The sequence below is a fragment of the Burkholderia reimsis genome, from assembly GCF_003294055.1.
GTDB lineage: Bacteria > Pseudomonadota > Gammaproteobacteria > Burkholderiales > Burkholderiaceae > Burkholderia > Burkholderia cepacia.
Window position 1 is genome coordinate 32,707 of sequence record NZ_QMFZ01000006.1, and the last position, 17,862, is coordinate 50,568.

Genomic DNA, 17,862 nt, shown 5'->3' on the forward strand with positions numbered 1-17,862 from the left:
CATCGTCGCGCCGGCGGTCCGGACGGGCCGTTTCATGTCTTAACGGCCGACGTCGCGGGGTCTTGAGCGGCGGCGCGCCGCGGCGTGTCAGCCGTGCAGCCCGTGCGCGGTCATCAGCCGATACAGCGTCGCGCGCGAGATGCCCAGCTCGGCCGCCACGTCGGCATGCTGGTGGCGGTGGCGCATCAGCGTTTCCTCGATCGCGCGCCGCTCGGCCCGCCGGCGCGTTTCGGCGAGCGTCGGCGGCTGCCGCGACGTGTACTGGTGCAGCTCGAGATCGGCGGCCGAGATCATCGGGCCGTTCGTCATCACGACCGCGAGCCGGATCCGGTTGATCAGCTCGCGCACGTTGCCCGGCCACGGATAGTTGTGGATCGCTTCGACCGCGCTCGGCATGAAGCCGCGAATCCGTTGCGCATTGTCGCCGCGATAGCGCCGCAGCACATGGTCGGCGAGCAGCATGATGTCGCGGCCGCGCACGCGCAGCGGCGGTTCGTCGATGCGCAGCACGCACAGGCGGTAGTACAGGTCGGCACGGAACCGCCCCGCCTGCATCGCGGCCTCGAGATCGACGTGGGTCGCCGACACGATCCGCACGTCCACCGGAATCGACGCGTGCCCGCCGAGGCGCTCGATCGTGCCTTCCTGCAGGAAGCGCAGCAGGCTCGCCTGGCTCTCGAACGGCATGTCGCCGATTTCATCGAGAAACAGCGTACCGCCGTGCGCGGCCTCGATACGGCCGATCTTGCGCTGGTGCGCGCCCGTGAACGCGCCGCGCTCGTGGCCGAACAGTTCGGCCTGCAGCAGCGTCGACGGAATGGCCGCGCAGTTCACGGCGACGAACGGCGCGTCGGCGCGCGACGACTGCTGGTGAATCGCCGCCGCCGTCAGCTCCTTGCCGGTGCCGGACTCGCCGGCGATGAAGACGGTCGCCTCCGTATTCGCGACCTTGCGGATCGTCGCGAACAGCCGGCGCATCGCGTCGCACGAGCCGATCATCGTGCCGCCGGGGGGCGCCGCATCGGCGTCCGGGCCGCCGTCCGCGAGCCTCAGCATCCCGTATGCATGGCCGACCAGATAGCCGATCGTCGTGTATGCAGTCGCGTTGCGCACGTAATCGAAACAGCAGTGGCGAATCAGGCGCGCGATGGAAATATCCCGCAGCCGCTCGTCGTCGGCGAACGCGAGCCAGCCGACGCGCGGGTCGCGCAGCAGCGCCTCGAACGACGTGACGTCGGGCGACGCGAAGCTGCCGAAATCGACGATGCCCGCATGCAGACGGTTCGCCCTGACGAGATTCAGTGCGTCCGCAACGGTTTTCGCGCGCCACACGTCCCAGCCGCGCGACGCGAGACAGTCGACGAGCGCGGCGTCGTGCTGCTGCGACAGGTAGACGAGCGGCCGCGACGGCACGACATGGTTGCGCCGCACGGCAATGAACGGCGCCGTCCCCGCATCGCGTTCGAGATCCTGCGGGCCCGACACCCTGATCTGGCAGCAATAGTTCACGATGGCCTCGTGGCTTGGGTTGGTTGTCGAAACGGCCGTCGCCGGATCGCGTGGAGCGGGGCACCGTGGTCCCGCGGCGCGGCGCCGGGCCGTCCTCGGATTGACGTTCGTTATCGGCAGAAAACGACGCGCTGCGTGTAGATCTGCGGCTCGACGACCGGCTTCGCGGAGCCGTTGAGGTCGTCACGATAGGCCCGGTAGGTCTTGCCGTTCACCGTCACTTCCGTCGCACGGGCCGTCTCGATCGAGTTGAGCCCGTTGCGCTGCCAGCCGCTCACCTGGTCCGCCGCCGTCACGCTCGCATCGCCCGCGATCTTCTGCGTGATCGCGCTGCCGTCGCTCCATGGCTGCGTCTGCATGTCCTCGGCATGCTGCATCGCGCCGACCGTCTTGCCGGTCGGCGTCGGCCCCCTCTGCGCCTCGAACGGCGCGCCTCGGCCATACACCGGCGATTGCCACGACGGCGCGTGACCCTCCTCCGGCATCATGTAGATCATCTGCGGATCGCCGATCATCATCATCGGCGCGCACGCCGTGTTGTCGGCGCGACCGAGCGTCGTCAGCGCCTGCGCGACGCTCGTGGCGTTTGCCGCGGTCTGCTCGCCCAGGATCACGAAGACCGCCGGGTTCTGAAATACCGCCTGTGCTGCGGCTTGTGCGCTGTACAACAACAGAGCGACCAAAAAGATCCTCATGATTGAGGCCTCCTTGCATCCTCGTCAGGCAAAAAGAGGTGTTGACCTCGGGGATGGGACCAACACCCGTCAAACAGGAAACGACCGTCGGGCCTCGGGTCCGGACGGCTCCCGTGCGCCGCCATTCCGGCGCACGGGAGCCGGACCCGCGTGCTTACGACGACGTGCTCGTCGAGATGACGGCCGGAGCCGGCACGACCGGTACAGCCGGGGCGGCCTGCTGGTCGACCGGAGCCGCCGGCAATCCTTGCGCCGGATCGGACAACGCCGGCATCTCGGCGGGCTGCGCGGCTGCCTGGTCCGGCACCTTCGCGTCGGCTGCCGGCATGTCGGCAGGCGCTGCGGCCGCGGCGGCTGCAGGCTGCACGGGTTCCGGTGCGGGCGCTTCCGCGGCGACCGGAGCCGGTTCGGCGGCCTTCGCATCGGCTGCCGGCGCGGGCATCGCGGCCTCGGCTGCGGGCGCCGCGACGACGGCAGCGGCCGGCGTCGTATCCGCAGCCGGCGCGGCAGCGGCCTGCGCTGCGTTGTCGGTCGCGGCCGGCATCGGCTCCGGTGCCTTGTCGGCGACGGGCTGCACAGGCTCGGGGGCCTTGTCGGCGATTGCCGGTGCGGGTTCAGGCGCCTTGTCGGCAACCGCCGGTGCGGGCTCCGGTGCCTTGTCGGCGACCGCCGGTGCGGGCTCCGGTGCCTTGTCGGCAACCGCCGGTGCGGGCTCCGGTGCCTTGTCGGCGACGGGCTGCACGGGTTCGGCGGCCTTCGTGTCGGCGACCGGCGCGGCAGGCACCGGCGATGCCTTGTCCGCAACGGCCGGCGCGGCGAGCACGGCGGCAGCCGGCACGGCGGCGATCGCGGCTGCCGGTACGACCGAGGCTGCGGGCGCGGCCGCGACAGCCGGCGCGGCAGCCACCGCAGGCGCTGCAGCGACGGCCGGTGCCGCGGCTGCAACGGCGGGTTTGGCAACGGCAGGGGCAACGGCGGGGGCCGCGGCAGCAACAGCCGGCGCCGCCACTGCCGGCGCGGCAGCAGCAACGGCCGGCGCGGCGGCAACCGGCGCGATCGACGGCACGGGCACGGGTACCGGCACCGACACGGGCGCCGCCTGCACCGAGGTCGTCGCCACCGGGCGGGCCTGCGCCGGTGCCGGCGCGGCAGCGCCCAGCGGCGGCAAGCCCATGCGGTCACGCACGATCGGATCGCGATACTTCACGTCGTCGGCGACCGTCGCTTCCACGCTCGGCGCCACGTTCGAACGTGCGAGCGGCGTCGTCGTGCCCGGGCACAGATGCCCGGTCGCTTCCACCGCACGCCGGTTCGCGTCGCTCTGGCAGAGCAGCGCGAGCGCCACGTCGGTCAGGCCCATCGCACGGAATTCACGCGCATCGAGACGCCGCACGCAGGCCTGGTCGACCAGCGTCGTGCCGCCCGTCGCGCCGAACCCCGGGAACGACACGCCGACGCTCACCGATCCCATGCAGGTATCGGACAGCGTGGTCGTGAGGCCCGGCGCCTGGATCGCGGGGTTCGTCTTGATCGTCTGCGTGCCGGAGTAGTTGACGTTTTCCGACGACTGGGTGTTGTACGGGTTGGTGCCGGGCGCGCCGGACGACTGCAGCGACTGCGGCGTCACGTTCGTGCCGCCGCTCGTGCTGGACGGCATCGTCACGTTCACGTTCACGCTCGAATTGCCGCTGCTGCGAACCCCGCTGGAGCTGGTGGCGTTGCCGCCGCGCGAGCTCGTGGTGTTCGTGTTCATGCTCGAGCCGCCGCCCTGGCTGACTGCCGTCGACGACGTCGACGACTGCGCGCTCGAAGTCGAATCGGCGGTTTGCGCTTGGGCGCCGATCGTGGTCATCGCGAACATCGCAGCGCATGCCACCTTGATCCTGTTGCTGTTCATTTCACTCTCCGGACGAGGTTTTACCTCCCACCCAGGCAACCGTACTAATTCCCCTGATTCCCTTCAGCTTTGCCTGCTTCCCCGAACTGCTTCCAGCCGTTGCCCAGCTGGGACCACGAGCCGGCCGACATGCCCTGCCACTGCTGGGCGTCTGGTCCGCCGATGGCACTGCCCGAAGAAAGCGTTTGTTGTTCTGACGGTTTGGTTGTCTGGTCAGGGTTGTTTGACGTCTGCAAATTCGATTGCACGTCGTTGGCAATACGGTCAGCGCCATACGCCGTCAGAGACGCGAGCATCAGAGCGGCGGCAATCAGTTTCTGCTTCATGCCAACTCCTTACGTGACAACAATGTGGGCAAAAGAGACCAGCGTCGCTGGGAAACTGGTCCCCCCCACACCTGACTAATGACTGCTTCCGGTCGCACTTGAACTGGCGTTGCTTCCGCCCGATGCGGACGGCGAGCCGGCCGAACCGGTACTCCACACGGTCGACGAGTTGTAGTGATTCGAACCCGTGATCGCGCCTGACCCAGCACTGCCGGTCAGCCCAGCGGCACCCGCGTTGGCATTGCCCTGGTCGTTCGCGCTGCTGGCCGTGTAGTGGTTTGCACCCAGCACGATCGTGGCACTCACCCCTCCCGACAGCGCATTCGCGTTCTCGTTCGTTTTGCTGTTTCCACCGTACGAGCCTGCGGCACCGATACCGCCGCCTGCCGCGAACGCGCCCCCGTTCGTGCCCGAACCGCTGGCTGTCGAGGTCGTGTTGTGGAAGGCGGATGCCGTGCCGGCGGAACCAGCGGGTGTCACCGTACTGCCCGCGTTCGCGCCCGCCGTCGAAGTCGAATTGCTGGTATAGCTGCCAGAGCCGACCAGAACCGAACCGGAAACACCCGCCGCAACGGACTGTGTCTGGTTGGTCGTGGAGGAACCCGCTGCCAATGCAGCCGACGATATGACGGTGAGCGCTGTCGCGAAAATGACTTTGGCTTTCATAGCAATTCCTTGCTGTGAGTAAGTTCGGCGGTGGCGGAGCCGGGTCTACCCCCATCGAGCGGAACCCGGCATCCGTACCGCCAGCCAATGACGAACGCTACGCGTCGCGGCTTAGTGGTGAACCGTCCAGCCGATCGAGCCGGCGTTCGCGCCGCTGGTGCCGCCTGCTTGTGCGCCGCCGAAGCCGAAACCGCTAACCGACGACGATTGCGTGTGGTTCGTGTACGAGACCGAACCGCTGCCAGGGCCACCTGCAAGTGCGCCGGCTGCACCGAGTGCAGAGCCGGAATCGGTCGCGGTGAAATGGCCGAAGCCGGCAACGCCTGCCATCGTCGAGCCGCCGCTCGACGAGCTGCTGCTCGACACCGTGCCGCTACCTGCGAACGCTGCACCCGAAACCGCCAGAACTGCTGCTGCAATCAGAAGCTTCTTCATGGTCGACTCCAAAACGGCGTGGACGGAGTGAGTCAGGAAGATCGCACGCCATCAACCTTCCTGACTTGAGCAATCCTCGAAATTAAGGATCACTATCGAATTAAGAAATCATGCTGCCTTTTCAATTTCTGTTTTTTGCGAATTTGGCCAGACGAAGCTTAGTCTCGTGTTTTTTGGTTATCCAAATTTTTTTGGTAGGTGTTTTCTATTATTTTTATGAACATTGGATTTATTAAAAAACACAATCAGCCTGACAAGCCGGAAAGATGCAGACACATTTCCGGCCTGCGATATTCGATACCCCGCCGGTCGGCGTGCCGGTACGCGGCACTCCATGCCGGTATCGAAAATTCGCGAATACATTAACCACCGCAAATGCAGCGACGTTGAAAAATACACCTTTTATTCAGGCGACAACGGGCCTGCATTGCAGCCACGTGGCATGCCGTCTCCCTGAGCTGTCGACGAAAGGTCTTCCGGATAATCCGGCCGACGGGCGTTCGATCTAATCCGGCCGGCGCCGGCATGGGCCAGGCGCGATCGAAGCGGCCCTGCACGGCCGAAGACGAATCGGCATCACGCTGTCCGGCACGAACAGCCTGATCCATCCCGATGAACTGAATGAAAGTGAGTGTCGCTGTCGCCCGACTGCCGTGCGGCGCGACAACCGCGCCATCACGCGAAGCGCGCGGCGGGCAAGAAACCGGGACAGCGCAACCCGCGATGCTGGCACAGCGTCGCGAGCGTCACCCCGGCCTTTCCGACTACCCCACTGATGCGCAAAGTACGCGCCGATCAACCTACAGCTTATGGTCTTCATCGCCGTTTCCCCGACTGCTTATTGACGAGTTGGCCGCCCCACCTGTTCGTTGCTTCGTGTCGACCGCCCGCCGGTGCGTCCAGTACCGCAAGCAGCGTGCCACACGTTATTCCACCGGAGATTGCGCACGGCAAGCGGCCGCCACGGCAGCCCGCATCGCCGGGAACGACATTTTTTGTTTCAGGAATGTATCGCAATGGCGGTTTGACGCCCTCGGCGCTTGTCGAGCGCCGCGACGCAACTGCCGGATTTGACGGACGAATCCGGCTCGCGGCCGTGCGTCTGATGGTCAGATGAACGAGTGTTTCAAACTTGAGAAGCACATGGCCGCGCAAGGCCGGCGGCGCCGGCATTTCCGCTTGCGAACCGTGGGGCGACACGCAAATGGCCCCCTCGCGTGCCATCACAAACGAGAATCGATTCGGCCGACACAATGCCCGGAGAGCCCGGTACATCAGCCTCCTGCATGACGTCGGCACGCATTTCTCCGGATGACCGAAACGAATTTGATTCATTCGTGAAAATACCGACAGGATCACACGCCGCTCAAGCGTCGGAATAACCGTAAAAATTAAAACTTTCTCACCGGCGTAATAATTAAAACAAATGAAAAAACGCGACCTCGTCCGGACGCCACACAACATTTTTTCACTTTCATTCCTTATCCTTTCACCCACCCGATCTCCAGATTGGCCGCACGTTCGAGAAGCGTTTTCAATCCTTTATCCGCTCATTTCTCATTGATGAAACATTCCCGCTCGACATCTGATTGACGAAGCGAATCCCGCAAAAGCCTGATTTATCGCGTTTTTCGTCGTATCGAATCGCATCGATCCGGCAATCGGCATGCCGGCTTTTCTGGCCCCACGATTCACGCATGAAACAGAAGCGCGCATATCACGCTGCAATCTCGCCGCCGCGCCCGTGCGCATCGTGCCGACATCGTTCATGGCATGCCGATTGCCTGATATCCGACTCTCACCGAGCGGCACGCCGTGGCACAAGATCACGAACGGCGGCCTGCTCGTCAATCAGCGTATCGGGGAAAAGGCGATGAAGATCACCACCGATCGATCGACGCTTGCGTCGTTCAAGCTTCAACGGGGTAGTCAGCGAAACCGGAGTGCCTGTCGCGGCGCTTCGTCAACCTCCGTACATGCGAACCGGCGCTTGCCGAAGCGACACCCGTGCAGCGGGATGGAACGCGTGCGCGCCGCCGTCGAGCTGATCGACGTGTTGTTCCCCGAGCTGAACGACGAAGGTGAAAGCCATGAATGACAGGGTCACGCTCGAGACGCGCGCCGGGCAGCGTGTCCTCGTCACGGGCGGCGCCGGCTTTCTCGGCAGCTATGTCTGCGAGCGCCTGGTCATGGAAGGCGCATCCGTCACGTGCATCGACAGCCTGCTGACGGGGCGCAAGCTCAACGTCGCCGACCTGAAGGCGTCCGGCCGCTTCGAGTTCGTGAAGGGCGACGTCTCGCTCGGCCTGCCGCAACTGCAGGTGGACGAGATCTGGAATCTCGCGTGCGCGGCATCGCCGCCCACCTACCAGATCGATCCCGTCCACACGATGATGACGAACGTGCTCGGCATGCACCACTGCCTCGCGCTCGCGCGCAAGACGGGCGCGCGCGTGTTCCAGGCGTCGACCAGCGAGATTTACGGTGACCCGGCCGTGCATCCGCAGACGGAAACCTATCGCGGCAACGTGAACACGATCGGCCCGCGCGCGTGCTACGACGAAGGCAAGCGCGCGGCCGAGGCGCTGTGTTACGACTACTATCGCATGCACGGCATCGATGTACGCGTCGCGCGCATCTTCAACACCTACGGCCCGCGGATGTCGCCGCGCGACGGCCGCGTCGTGTCGAACTTCATCGTCGGCGCGCTCAACGGCGCGCCGCTCGAGATCTACGGCGACGGCATGCAGACACGTTCGTTCTGCTTCGCGACCGATCTGGTCGACGGCTTCTTCTGCCTGATGAGTGCCGAGCGCAACATCGGCACGCCGGTCAACCTCGGCAACCCCGGCGAATTCACGATGCTCGAACTCGCGGAGAAAGTGCTCGCGATGACGGGCTCGAAATCGGAGATCCTGTTCCGGCCGCTGCCGATCGACGATCCGCACCAGCGCAGGCCCGACATCTCGATCGCGGCGGCCGAGCTCGGCTGGCGGCCGGCCGTCGATCTCGACGAAGGGCTGCGCCGGACCGTCGACTATTTCAGCCGGGAACTGTGGCTCGAGCCGGTGCTGCGCATGACCGGGGCCACGGCATGAAGGTGCTCGTGACAGGCGGAGCGGGCTATATCGGCAGCCATACCTGCAAGGCGCTCGCGGCGGCGGGACACGAGCCGGTCGCCTACGACAATCTGTCGACCGGCCATCGCGACGCCGTTCGATGGGGGCCGCTCGTCGCGGCCGACATTCTCGATCGCGACGCGCTGTCGAAGGCATTCGCCGTGCATCGGCCCGACGTCGTGATCCATTTCGCCGCGCTCGCCTACGTCGGCGAATCGGTGCTCGCGCCCGAGCGCTATTACACGGTCAACGTCACGGGCACCTGCACGCTGCTGAGCGCGATGCGCGCGGCCGGCGTCGGGCGGATCGTGATGTCGTCGTCGTGCGCGACTTACGGCATTCCGGATGCGCTGCCGATCTCGGAACGCACGCCGCAGCGGCCGATCAATCCGTACGGCTTCACCAAGTACGCGATGGAACGGATGGCCGCCGATTTCGAGCGTGCGTACGGAACCAGGTGGGTCGCGCTGCGCTACTTCAACGCGGCAGGCGCGGACCCTGACGGCATGATCGGCGAATGCCACGAACCGGAAACGCACGCGCTGCCGCTCGCGATCCGCGCGGCACTCGGCACGGGCGACGCGTTCCAGGTGATGGGCACCGACTACCCGACGCCCGACGGCTCGGCGATTCGCGACTACGTGCACGTGAGCGACCTCGCCGACGCGCACCTGCAGGCGACCGCCTATCTGTGCGGCGGCGGCCACAGCGTCGCGTTGAATCTCGGCACCGGCAAAGGGACGTCGGTGCTCGACGCGCTGCGCGCCGTCGAAGCCGTGACGGGCCGCCGCGTGCCGACGGTGACGGCCGCGCGCCGCCCGGGCGACCCGCCCGAGCTGTACGCCGACGCCACGAAAGCCGCGCTCGTGCTCGGCTGGCGGCCGCGTTTCACCGCGATCGAACCGATGGTCGAACACGCCGCGGCCTGGTTTCAGAAAGCACTGCAAGTCGAATCCGGCAAGTGAGCCAGTTTCCTTGAACGCCACCCAGGGGAATCACCATGAATGTGCGGATCGCCATCGTCGGCACCGGTTACGTCGGGCTGGTGAGCGGCGCGTGCTTTGCGGATCTCGGGCATGACGTCGTCTGCATCGACAACAATCGCGGCAAGATCGACGCGCTGAACGAAGGCCGCATCCCGATCTACGAACCGGGCCTCGACGCACTCGTCGCACGCAACGTCGAACGCGGCACGCTGCGCTTCAGCAGCGATCTCGCGGCGAGCGTGTGCGATCGCGACGCGGTATTCATCGCGGTCGGCACGCCGACGCTGCCGGGCACCGACCGGGCAGACCTGCAGTACGTCGAGGCAGCCGCGCGCGAGATCGCGTCGAACCTGACCGGTTTCGCGGTCGTCGTCACGAAGTCGACGGTGCCGGTCGGCACCAACCGGGTCGTCAAGCAGATCGTCGAACGCCACGCGCCGGCAGGCGTCGACGCGGCGATCGCATCGAATCCGGAGTTCCTGCGCGAAGGCTCGGCGATCGACGATTTCATGCATCCGGACCGCGTCGTGTTCGGCGCCGAGCATCCGCGCGCGATCGAGATCATGAAGGCCATCTATGCGCCGCTCGAAGCGACGGGCCACCTCGTGCTCGCGACCGAGATCGAAACGGCCGAACTCGTGAAATACGCGGCGAATGCGTTCCTCGCGGTGAAGATCAGCTACATCAACGAGATCTCGGACCTGTGCGAAGCGGTCGGCGCCGATGTCGAACTGGTCGCGAACGGGATGGGCCTCGACCGCCGCATCGGCGCATCGTTCCTGAAGGCCGGCCCCGGCTGGGGCGGCTCGTGCTTTCCGAAGGACACGCGCGCGCTGAAGGCGACGGCGTCCGAACACGCGGTGCCACTGCGCATCGTCAGCGCGGCGATCGAATCGAACGCGCTGCGCAAGGAGCGGATCCTGCGCCGCATCGAGAAGGCCTGCGGCGGCTCGATCAAGGACAAGCGCATCGCGGTGCTCGGCCTCACGTTCAAAGGCCAGACCGACGACGTGCGCGAAAGCCCGAGCATCGACGTGATCCAGCTGCTCGTCGGCGCGGGCGCGCATATCCGCGCGTACGACCCGGCGCGTCCGCACGAAGCGTCGCGGCTGCTGCCGCAGGTGTTCATGGAGGGTTCCGCGATCGACGCGGTGCGCAGCGCGGACGCCGTCGTCGTGATGACCGAATGGAAGGCGTTCGAGGCACTCGATCTCGCCGACCTCGCGGATCACATGGCCGATCCCGTGATGCTCGACATGCGCAACCTGTTCAGCGAACGGCTGGCCGTCGACAGCGGCTTTCGCCGCTACGAACGCGTGGGCCGCTCGTGCGGCGAACGCACGCCGGCGGCCCCGGAACCGGAACAACAGCACGCCAGCGAGGACACCCGGCCGCAACGCGGCCTGCTTCAAGACTGATGATCTGACCTTGACGGGAGAACACCATGAAGAAGCTGGTCGCGTCGCTTGCCGGCGGCTCCGTGCCGGATACCACCGATACCGCCGATACCAACGAAACCGACACCGAGGCCGTTCGCACCGACTCGCAGCAGGCTGACGTCCCGCTCGTCGTCCCGTTGATGGACAGCGGGACCAGGATCGTCTTCCACATCCTCGCGCTGTGCTGGTTCGTCGCGCTGGGCATCTTCTGGCGCTGGTGGCTGCGCGACGAGCATTACGTCGACGCATTCCGCTTCGGCGTCAACTGCTTCGTGCTGTTCTGGACCACCTTCATTCCCGGCTACTTCATCTTCATCATCCGCTCGGCGGTCGTGCCGAACCCCGCGCTGCCGGTGCCGCGCGACTGGCGCGTCGCGATGGTCGTCACCAAGGCGCCGTCGGAGCCGTTCGACATCGTCCGCACGACGCTGCTCGCGATGCTCGACCAGACCTACCCGCACGATACGTGGCTCGCGGATGAAGACCCGTCGCCCGAGACGCTCGACTGGTGCCGCGAGCACGGCGTATTCGTGTCGACGCGGCGCGGCATCGCCGCGTACCACCGCGCGAGCTGGCCGCGCCGCACCAGATGCAAGGAAGGCAATCTCGCGTACTTCTACGACATGGTCGGCTACGACAACTACGATTTCGTGTCGCAGCTCGACGCCGACCACGTGCCGACCCGCACCTATCTCGAGGAGATGCTGCGGCCGTTCGTCGATCCGGAAGTCGGCTACGTGTCGGCACCGAGCATCTGCGACAGCAACGCGGCCGGGAGCTGGAGCGCACGCGGGCGCGTGAACGTCGAGGGGCCGCTGCACGGCACGATGCAGGCCGGTTATGCGGGCGGGCTCGCGCCGCTGTGCATCGGCTCGCACTATGCGGTGCGCTGCCGTGCACTGCGCGAGATCGGCGGGCTCGGGCCCGAGCTCGCCGAGGATCACTCGACCACGATGATCTTCAATTCGAAGGGCTGGCGCGGCATGCACGCGCTGAACGCGATCGCGAACGGCGAAGGACCGCGCACGTTCGGCGACCTCGCCACGCAGGAGTTCCAGTGGTCCAAGAGCGTGATGATCATCATGCTGCGCTACACGCGCCACTATTTCATGGGGCTGCCGCTGAAGCTGAAGGCGCAGTTCCTGTTCTGCCAGCTGTGGTACCCGCTGTGCGCGCTCGCGATGGCCGGCGGCGTCGTGATTCCGGTCGTCGCGCTGCTCACCGGCCGCGTGTGGGCACACGTCGACTACCTCACGTACCTCACCTATGCGCTGCCGCTGGCCGTGCTGCTCCTGTGCGTCGTGACCTGGGCCACGCGTTCGACCCAGTCGTGCCGCCCGCTGAATACGAAGCTGCTGTCGTGGGAAGGGCTGTCGTTCGTGTTCGCGCGCTGGCCGTGGGTCGTGCTCGGCTGCGCGTCGGCGGTGTTCGACTTCGTGCGCGGCAAGGAATTTCCGTTCAAGGTCACGCCGAAGGGCGGCACGATCGAACAGGACGCGCCGCTGCGCGTGGTCGCGCCGTACCTGCTGATCTCGCTGTTCTGCAGCCTGCCCGTCGTCACGGTCGAGAACCCGCGCAATGCCGCCGGCTTCTATCTGTTCTCGACGCTGACGAGCACCCTGTATCTCGTGATCGCGGCCGTCGTCGCGGTGAATCACGGCAGGGAGCAAGGGCTCGAATGGTCGGCGTTCCGGCAGATGTTCTTCAGCCGCCTGCCCGTGCGCAACGCGCTGTTCGTGTTCGCGCTCGCGATGCTGCTCGCGGGCATCGGGCTGCGCGCGCCGAAAGGCTGGCAGGCGATGATGTGGCGCTCGGGCCTGCCGGCCGTGGTCGCGCCCGCGCCGGGCGAACCGGTGAAGCAGCCCGAGCTCGGCGCATACGATCCCGACAACACGCTCGCGGCCAACCGGGATCTCGCGTTCGACCATGTGTTCGTGTCGTGGAACGCGCCCGACATCCGCGCGGAAATCGACGCAGCCTACCGGAACGCGCAGGCACGGAACCGCTCGCTGATGCTGACCGTCGAGCCCTGGGCGGCGGGCGACACGCGCCCGGGCGCGCTGCTCGCGGATATCGCGCACGGGCGCTACGACGCGCAGATCGCGGCCACCTGCTCGGCGCTCGCCGCGTTGAAGGGCCCCGTGTTCGTGCGCTGGGGCCACGAGATGGAGGCCGACACCGGGCGCTATCCGTGGGCCATCGGCGATGCGCCGGCCTACGTGGATGCGTACCGGCGCGTCGTGACCACGTGCCGTACGATGACCGACCAGCTCCGCTACGTGTGGTCGCCGGCCGGCAACCGGAACCTCGACGACTATTTTCCGGGCCGCGGTTATGTGGACGCCGTCGGCCTGTCCGTGTTCGACTGTCCGCGCTGCGCGACCTGGCCGGCCGGCGGCCATGCGTCCGCCGCGAGCATCCTGCGGACCAAATACGAGCGGGTGACCGATTACGGGCTGCCGGTGATGATCACGGAGCTCGGCGTCGACGGGTCCGGTTCGCGCAAGCGCGAGGCACTCGACGAACTCCAGCGGTCGCTGTGGCGCTATCCGCTGCTGAAGGCGGTCGTGTATTTCAACGCGGTCGATACGCCGGGCGCGTGGCCGGTGCATTACGTGCCGGACTGGCGGATCGCGCCGACGTTCCTGCAGACGACGGTGGTCGCCCGATGAAATGACCGGTGACCCGTGACCGGCGACCGGCCGCGCGCCGGCTGCCGGCCGTCAGCCGAGCAGTTCCTTCTTCCGCAGCTGCACGACGTCGCGCATCGGCGGCGCGCCGAACAGCCGGCTGTATTCGCGGCTGAACTGCGACGCGCTTTCGTAGCCGACGACGGCCGCCACCGACCCGACATCGCCGCCCTGCCGCAGCAACAGCCGTCGCGCCTCGTGCAGCCGCAGCTGCTTCTGGTACTGCAGCGGGCTCAGCGTCGTCACGTGCTTGAAATGGTGGTGCAGCGACGACACGCTCATGTTGACTGCCTGCGCGAGCGACTCGACGCGCATCGGCTCCGCGAAGTGATCGCGGAGCCATTCGATCGCGCGCGCGATCCGGTGCGTCTGGCTGCCCGCGATCGCCATGTGCCGCAGCCGCGTGCCCTGCCCGCTCGTCATCAGCCGGTACAGCAGTTCCTTTTCGATCAGCGGCGCGACGACCGGAATGTCGGCGGGCGTATCGAGCAGCCGCGTCAGGCGCAGCGCGGCATCGAGCAGCGGCGGCGTGAGCTCGGCGAGCGCGATCCCCTCGCCTTCGGGGCCCGCGTCGGGTTCGGGCAGCCGCATCTCGGCCGCGAGCTCGACGATGCGCTGCGGATCGAGCGTCAGCGACAGACACAGGTAAGGCGCTTCCGGCGACGCGTGTGTCACGCGCGACAGGATCGGCAAGTCGATCGATGTAATCAGGCAATTCTGCGTGTCGTACTCGTAAGCCTGGCCGGCGACGATCACGCGCTTCGCGCCCTGCGCGGCGATCACGAGCGCGGCGCGCGACACGCCGCAGCCGAGATCGACCGGCCGCGAATGCCGGTGCAGCATCAGGCCCGGCACGGCCGTCGAATGCGAGCCGTCCGCCGGCGCGAAACGGCCGATCAGCGTCGCCAGCTCGCGCCGCCCGGATTCGCGCGACGTCACGATATCGGTCATGTCCATGACACTTCCTCGATAGATTTCCCCATGTCGCGGGAGCATAGCGAAACCGCCCGGAGCCTGCCGGGGATTTGCAGGATTGTTCAATAAATTTGCAGGATTGGGTAGACGCAAAAACCGGCGCCTCGCGCACACTCAGGGCCTGCTCACGCTCATAGCGGGCTTGCGAACGTGCGTTGCCGGTCGTAGTGCAAGGAGTGAGGAGCGCCGTTTGGCCGCGCCAAACAAGGGACGATCGACGCCGCAATACGGCCGGCAACGCACGTTCCCCTGTTTGGGAAAATTCATTCTTGGGGCTGGCCCCCAGAAGGGCCGATCGCGGCGTCATGCTCCTTGCGAATACGGCGAGTATTCGCTGCGTCGCATTCCTTGCGCTCGGCCCTTCTGGGGGCCAGCGCAAGCCCGCTATGAGCGTGAGCAGACCCTGTAACCGGGCGCATGCCGGGTTTTCCCCACGGAGACAATCAAAATGCCAACCTCGTTTGTCCTGAACGGCAAGAACGTCACGCTCGACGCCGATCCGTCGATGCCCGTCCTCTGGGCGATTCGCGAACACGCGGGACTCACCGGCACGAAGTTCGGCTGCGGCATGGCGCAGTGCGGCGCGTGCACGGTGCATCTCGAAGGCCAGGCCGTCCGCTCGTGCGTGCTGCCGCTCGCCGGCATCGCGGGCAAGCACATCACCACGATCGAAGGACTGCAGAGCAAGCCCGCGCAGGCCGTGCAGGCCGCCTGGGTCAAGCTGCAGGTGCCGCAGTGCGGCTACTGCCAGTCCGGCCAGATCATGTCGGCCACCGCGCTGCTCGAACAGAACCCGAAGCCGACCGACGCGGACATCGACGCCGCGATGAACGGCAACCTGTGCCGCTGTGCGACCTACGCCCGCATCCGGGCGGCGATCCACGACGCGGCCGCGACGCTGGGAGCCTGACCATGACGATCGAACTCGACAACACCGGGTCGGTGCGTCCGTCGCGCCGCACGTTCCTGAAGGCCGCGGGTGCCGCGGCCGCCGTCAGCCTGACCATCGGCTTCGAATGGGCCGGCCTCGGCCGCCGCGCGCTGGCCGCGACCGCGCCCGCCGCGGACTTCGCGCCGAATGCGTTCCTGCGCATCACGCCCGACGGCGCCGTCACGGTCATCGCGAAGCACGTCGAAATGGGCCAGGGGGCCTATACGGGCATCGCGACGATCGTCGCCGAGGAGCTCGATGCCGACTGGTCGACCGTGCGTGTCGAAAGCGCGCCGGCCGATGCGAAACGCTACGCGAACCTCGCGTTCGGCACGATGCAGGGCACGGGCGGCAGCTCGGCGATGGCGAACTCGTGGCAGCAGCTGCGCGAAGCGGGCGGCAAGGCCCGCGCGATGCTGGTGTCGGCCGCGGCGGCCCGCTGGAAGGTTCCGGCCGGCGAGCTGACCACCGCCAACGGCGTCGTCACGCACGCGAAGAGCGGCAAGAAGGCCGCATACGGCACGCTCGTCGCCGATGCGTCGAAGCTGCCGGTGCCGGACAAGGTCGTGCTGAAGCAGCCGGCCGATTTCAAGCTGATCGGCCAGCGGATTCCGCGCGTCGACGCGTCGCCGAAATCGAACGGCACCGCGCATTTCACGCTCGACACGACCTTCCCCGGGATGCGGGTCGCGCTGCTGCAGCGCCCGCCGCGCTTCGGCGCCACGGTGAAATCGTTCGACGCGACGGCCGCCAGGGCCGTGCCGGGTGTCGTGTCGGTCGTGCAGGTGCCGGGCGGCATCGCGGTCGTCGGAACCGGCTTCTGGGCCGCGAAACAGGGTCGCGACGCGCTGAAGGTCGAATGGGACGAAGCGCACGCCGAAAAGCGCGGCTCGGACGAGATCATGCGCGAATACCGGCAGCTCGCCGACAAGCCGGGCACGTCGGCTCGCAAGGACGGCGATGCCGACGCGGCGATCGCGGGCGCCGCGCGCAAGATCGGCGCGACGTACGAATTCCCGTATCTCGCGCACGCGCCGATGGAACCGCTCGACGCGGTCGTCAAGCTGACGGCGGACAGCTGCGAAATCTGGGCCGGCGACCAGTTCCAGACGGTCGACCAGGCCAACGCGGCCAGGACGGCCGGCCTGAAGCCCGAACAGGTGCGGATCCACACGCTGTACGCGGGCGGCAGCTTCGGCCGGCGCGCGAACGCGTGGTCCGACTACGTGGTCGAGGCCGTGTCGATCGCGAAGGCGCTCGGCGCTGACGGCAAGCCCGTCAAGCTGCAATGGACGCGCGAGGACGACATCCAGGGCGGCTTCTACCGGCCGATGTACTTCCACAAGCTCGACGCGGGGCTGACTGAGGACGGCAAGCTGGTCGGCTGGCGCCACCGGATCGTCGGCCAGTCGATTCTCGCCGGCACGCCGTTCGAAGCGTTCATGGTCAAGAACGGCATCGACGCCACCTCGGTCGAGGGCGCGGCGAACCTGCCGTACGCGGTGCCGAACGTGTCGGTCGAACTCACCACCACCAAGGTGGGCCTGCCCGTGCTGTGGTGGCGCGTGGTCGGCAGCTCACACACCGCGTACGCCGTCGAGGCGTTCATCGACGAAGCCGCGCACACGGCGGGCAAGGATCCGTACGCATTCCGCCGCGACCTGCTCGCGAAGGAGCCGCGCATGCGCGCGGTGCTGGACCTGGCCGCGCAGAAGGCCGGCTGGGATCCGGCCAAGCCGCTGCCGAAGGGCCGCGGGCGCGGGATCGCCGTCGCCGAGGCGTTCAAGAGCTATGTCGCGCAGGTGGCCGAGGTGTCGGTCGATGCGGACGGCAAGGTGAAGGTCGAGCGCGTGGTGTGCGCGGTCGATTGCGGGATCGCGATCAATCCCGACATCGTCGCCGCGCAGATGGAGGGCGGCATCGGCTTCGGGCTCGGCGCGGTGATGCACAGCGCGATCACGCTGAAGGACGGCCAGGTCGAACAGCGCAACTTCGACGGCTACCACGTGCTGCGCATCGCGGAGATGCCGAAGGTCGAGGTGCATATCGTGCCGTCGGCCGAAGCGCCGACCGGGGTCGGTGAGCCGGGCGTCGCGCCGGTCGGGCCCGCGGTCGCGAACGCGATCTTCGCGGCAACGGGCAAGCGGCATTACGTGCTGCCGTTCGATTCGGCGGATAGCGCGAAGGCTTGACG

The 17,862-nt window shown here is 67.0% G+C and carries 15 protein-coding genes; 7 read left to right on the forward strand and 8 right to left on the reverse strand.

From position 1 onward, the window contains the following. Positions 1-87 precede the first annotated feature (87 nt). The 7 genes from DPV79_RS09540 to DPV79_RS42015 form a co-directional block, all read right to left on the reverse strand. Positions 88-1,509 carry a sigma-54 dependent transcriptional regulator gene (locus DPV79_RS09540; protein ID WP_104767138.1) on the reverse strand — a complete coding sequence of 474 codons (1,422 nt, stop codon included), beginning with the start codon at positions 1,507-1,509 and terminating at the stop codon, positions 88-90. A gap of 110 nt (positions 1,510-1,619) precedes the next feature. Continuing rightward, positions 1,620-2,204, reverse strand: coding sequence for a hypothetical protein (locus DPV79_RS09545; protein ID WP_060066530.1), 585 nt, complete (start codon positions 2,202-2,204; stop codon positions 1,620-1,622). A gap of 154 nt (positions 2,205-2,358) precedes the next feature. Next, complete coding sequence (locus DPV79_RS09550) at positions 2,359-4,101, reverse strand: chemotaxis protein CheA (protein ID WP_113045287.1); 1,743 nt, start codon at positions 4,099-4,101, stop codon at positions 2,359-2,361. A gap of 44 nt (positions 4,102-4,145) precedes the next feature. Then, positions 4,146-4,427 (reverse strand): hypothetical protein, encoded by a 282-nt coding sequence (locus tag DPV79_RS09555; protein ID WP_011354481.1) that lies wholly within the window; start codon positions 4,425-4,427, stop codon positions 4,146-4,148. 75 nt (positions 4,428-4,502) lie between these two features. Then, on the reverse strand, positions 4,503-5,093 hold the full coding sequence (locus DPV79_RS09560) for a hypothetical protein (protein WP_034195965.1): 591 nt from the start codon (positions 5,091-5,093) through the stop codon (positions 4,503-4,505). Positions 5,094-5,204: 111 nt separating this feature from the next. Further along, positions 5,205-5,528: a hypothetical protein gene (locus DPV79_RS09565; RefSeq protein WP_060066535.1), complete on the reverse strand. Its 324-nt coding sequence runs from the start codon at positions 5,526-5,528 to the stop codon at positions 5,205-5,207. 816 nt (positions 5,529-6,344) lie between these two features. Continuing rightward, positions 6,345-7,025: a hypothetical protein gene (locus DPV79_RS42015; RefSeq protein WP_133295629.1), complete on the reverse strand. Its 681-nt coding sequence runs from the start codon at positions 7,023-7,025 to the stop codon at positions 6,345-6,347. 169 nt (positions 7,026-7,194) lie between these two features. On the opposite strand from DPV79_RS42015, the gene DPV79_RS09580 reads away from it, so the two are divergent. The 5 genes from DPV79_RS09580 to DPV79_RS09600 are packed head-to-tail and all read left to right on the forward strand — an operon-like array spanning position 7,195 to position 13,744. After that, entirely contained in the window at positions 7,195-7,626 is a 432-nt protein-coding gene (locus DPV79_RS09580; RefSeq protein WP_059485440.1) for a hypothetical protein, read from the forward strand. Further along, positions 7,619-8,626, forward strand: coding sequence for a UDP-glucuronic acid decarboxylase family protein (locus DPV79_RS09585; RefSeq protein ID WP_042977503.1), 1,008 nt, complete (start codon positions 7,619-7,621; stop codon positions 8,624-8,626). The genes DPV79_RS09580 and DPV79_RS09585 overlap by 8 nt, the downstream gene beginning before the upstream one ends. Continuing rightward, the gene (gene galE / locus DPV79_RS09590; protein ID WP_060205076.1) at positions 8,623-9,612 is read left to right on the forward strand and encodes a UDP-glucose 4-epimerase GalE; all 990 of its coding nucleotides are present in this window, start codon (positions 8,623-8,625) and stop codon (positions 9,610-9,612) included. Before DPV79_RS09585 ends, galE begins: the two co-directional genes overlap by 4 nt. Positions 9,613-9,647: 35 nt before the next feature. After that, entirely contained in the window at positions 9,648-11,051 is a 1,404-nt protein-coding gene (locus tag DPV79_RS09595) for a UDP-glucose dehydrogenase family protein (RefSeq protein ID WP_113045288.1), read from the forward strand. A 26-nt stretch (positions 11,052-11,077) separates the two neighbouring features. Continuing rightward, the gene (locus DPV79_RS09600; protein ID WP_113045289.1) at positions 11,078-13,744 is read left to right on the forward strand and encodes a glycosyltransferase; all 2,667 of its coding nucleotides are present in this window, start codon (positions 11,078-11,080) and stop codon (positions 13,742-13,744) included. 51 nt (positions 13,745-13,795) lie between these two features. On the opposite strand, the gene DPV79_RS09605 is transcribed toward DPV79_RS09600, so the two are convergent. Beyond that, positions 13,796-14,719, reverse strand: a complete 924-nt coding sequence (locus DPV79_RS09605; RefSeq protein ID WP_027789521.1) for an AraC family transcriptional regulator — start codon at positions 14,717-14,719, stop codon at positions 13,796-13,798. Positions 14,720-15,185: 466 nt separating this feature from the next. Here DPV79_RS09605 and DPV79_RS09610 point away from each other — a divergent pair, with 466 nt between their 5' ends. Together DPV79_RS09610 and DPV79_RS09615 are read left to right on the forward strand one after the other, a co-directional pair. Beyond that, entirely contained in the window at positions 15,186-15,647 is a 462-nt protein-coding gene (locus DPV79_RS09610; protein WP_021162969.1) for a (2Fe-2S)-binding protein, read from the forward strand. Positions 15,648-15,649: 2 nt separating this feature from the next. Further along, positions 15,650-17,860: a xanthine dehydrogenase family protein molybdopterin-binding subunit gene (locus DPV79_RS09615; protein WP_060224968.1), complete on the forward strand. Its 2,211-nt coding sequence runs from the start codon at positions 15,650-15,652 to the stop codon at positions 17,858-17,860. Positions 17,861-17,862 lie beyond the last annotated feature (2 nt).

Bases quoted from the DNA above. Each gene is read 5' to 3' on its own strand.
- DPV79_RS09545 (WP_060066530.1), bottom strand. From the start codon at position 2,204: ATGAGGATCTTTTTGGTCGCTCTGTTGTTGTACAGCGCACAAGCCGCA.
- DPV79_RS09550 (WP_113045287.1), bottom strand. From the start codon at position 4,101: ATGAACAGCAACAGGATCAAGGTGGCATGCGCTGCGATGTTCGCGATG.
- DPV79_RS09555 (WP_011354481.1), bottom strand. From the start codon at position 4,427: ATGAAGCAGAAACTGATTGCCGCCGCTCTGATGCTCGCGTCTCTGACG.
- DPV79_RS09560 (WP_034195965.1), bottom strand. From the start codon at position 5,093: ATGAAAGCCAAAGTCATTTTCGCGACAGCGCTCACCGTCATATCGTCG.
- DPV79_RS09565 (WP_060066535.1), bottom strand. From the start codon at position 5,528: ATGAAGAAGCTTCTGATTGCAGCAGCAGTTCTGGCGGTTTCGGGTGCA.
- DPV79_RS09580 (WP_059485440.1), top strand. From the start codon at position 7,195: ATGCCGGCTTTTCTGGCCCCACGATTCACGCATGAAACAGAAGCGCGC.
- DPV79_RS09585 (WP_042977503.1), top strand. From the start codon at position 7,619: ATGAATGACAGGGTCACGCTCGAGACGCGCGCCGGGCAGCGTGTCCTC.
- galE (WP_060205076.1), top strand. From the start codon at position 8,623: ATGAAGGTGCTCGTGACAGGCGGAGCGGGCTATATCGGCAGCCATACC.
- DPV79_RS09595 (WP_113045288.1), top strand. From the start codon at position 9,648: ATGAATGTGCGGATCGCCATCGTCGGCACCGGTTACGTCGGGCTGGTG.
- DPV79_RS09600 (WP_113045289.1), top strand. From the start codon at position 11,078: ATGAAGAAGCTGGTCGCGTCGCTTGCCGGCGGCTCCGTGCCGGATACC.
- DPV79_RS09605 (WP_027789521.1), bottom strand. From the start codon at position 14,719: ATGGACATGACCGATATCGTGACGTCGCGCGAATCCGGGCGGCGCGAG.
- DPV79_RS09610 (WP_021162969.1), top strand. From the start codon at position 15,186: ATGCCAACCTCGTTTGTCCTGAACGGCAAGAACGTCACGCTCGACGCC.
- DPV79_RS09615 (WP_060224968.1), top strand. From the start codon at position 15,650: ATGACGATCGAACTCGACAACACCGGGTCGGTGCGTCCGTCGCGCCGC.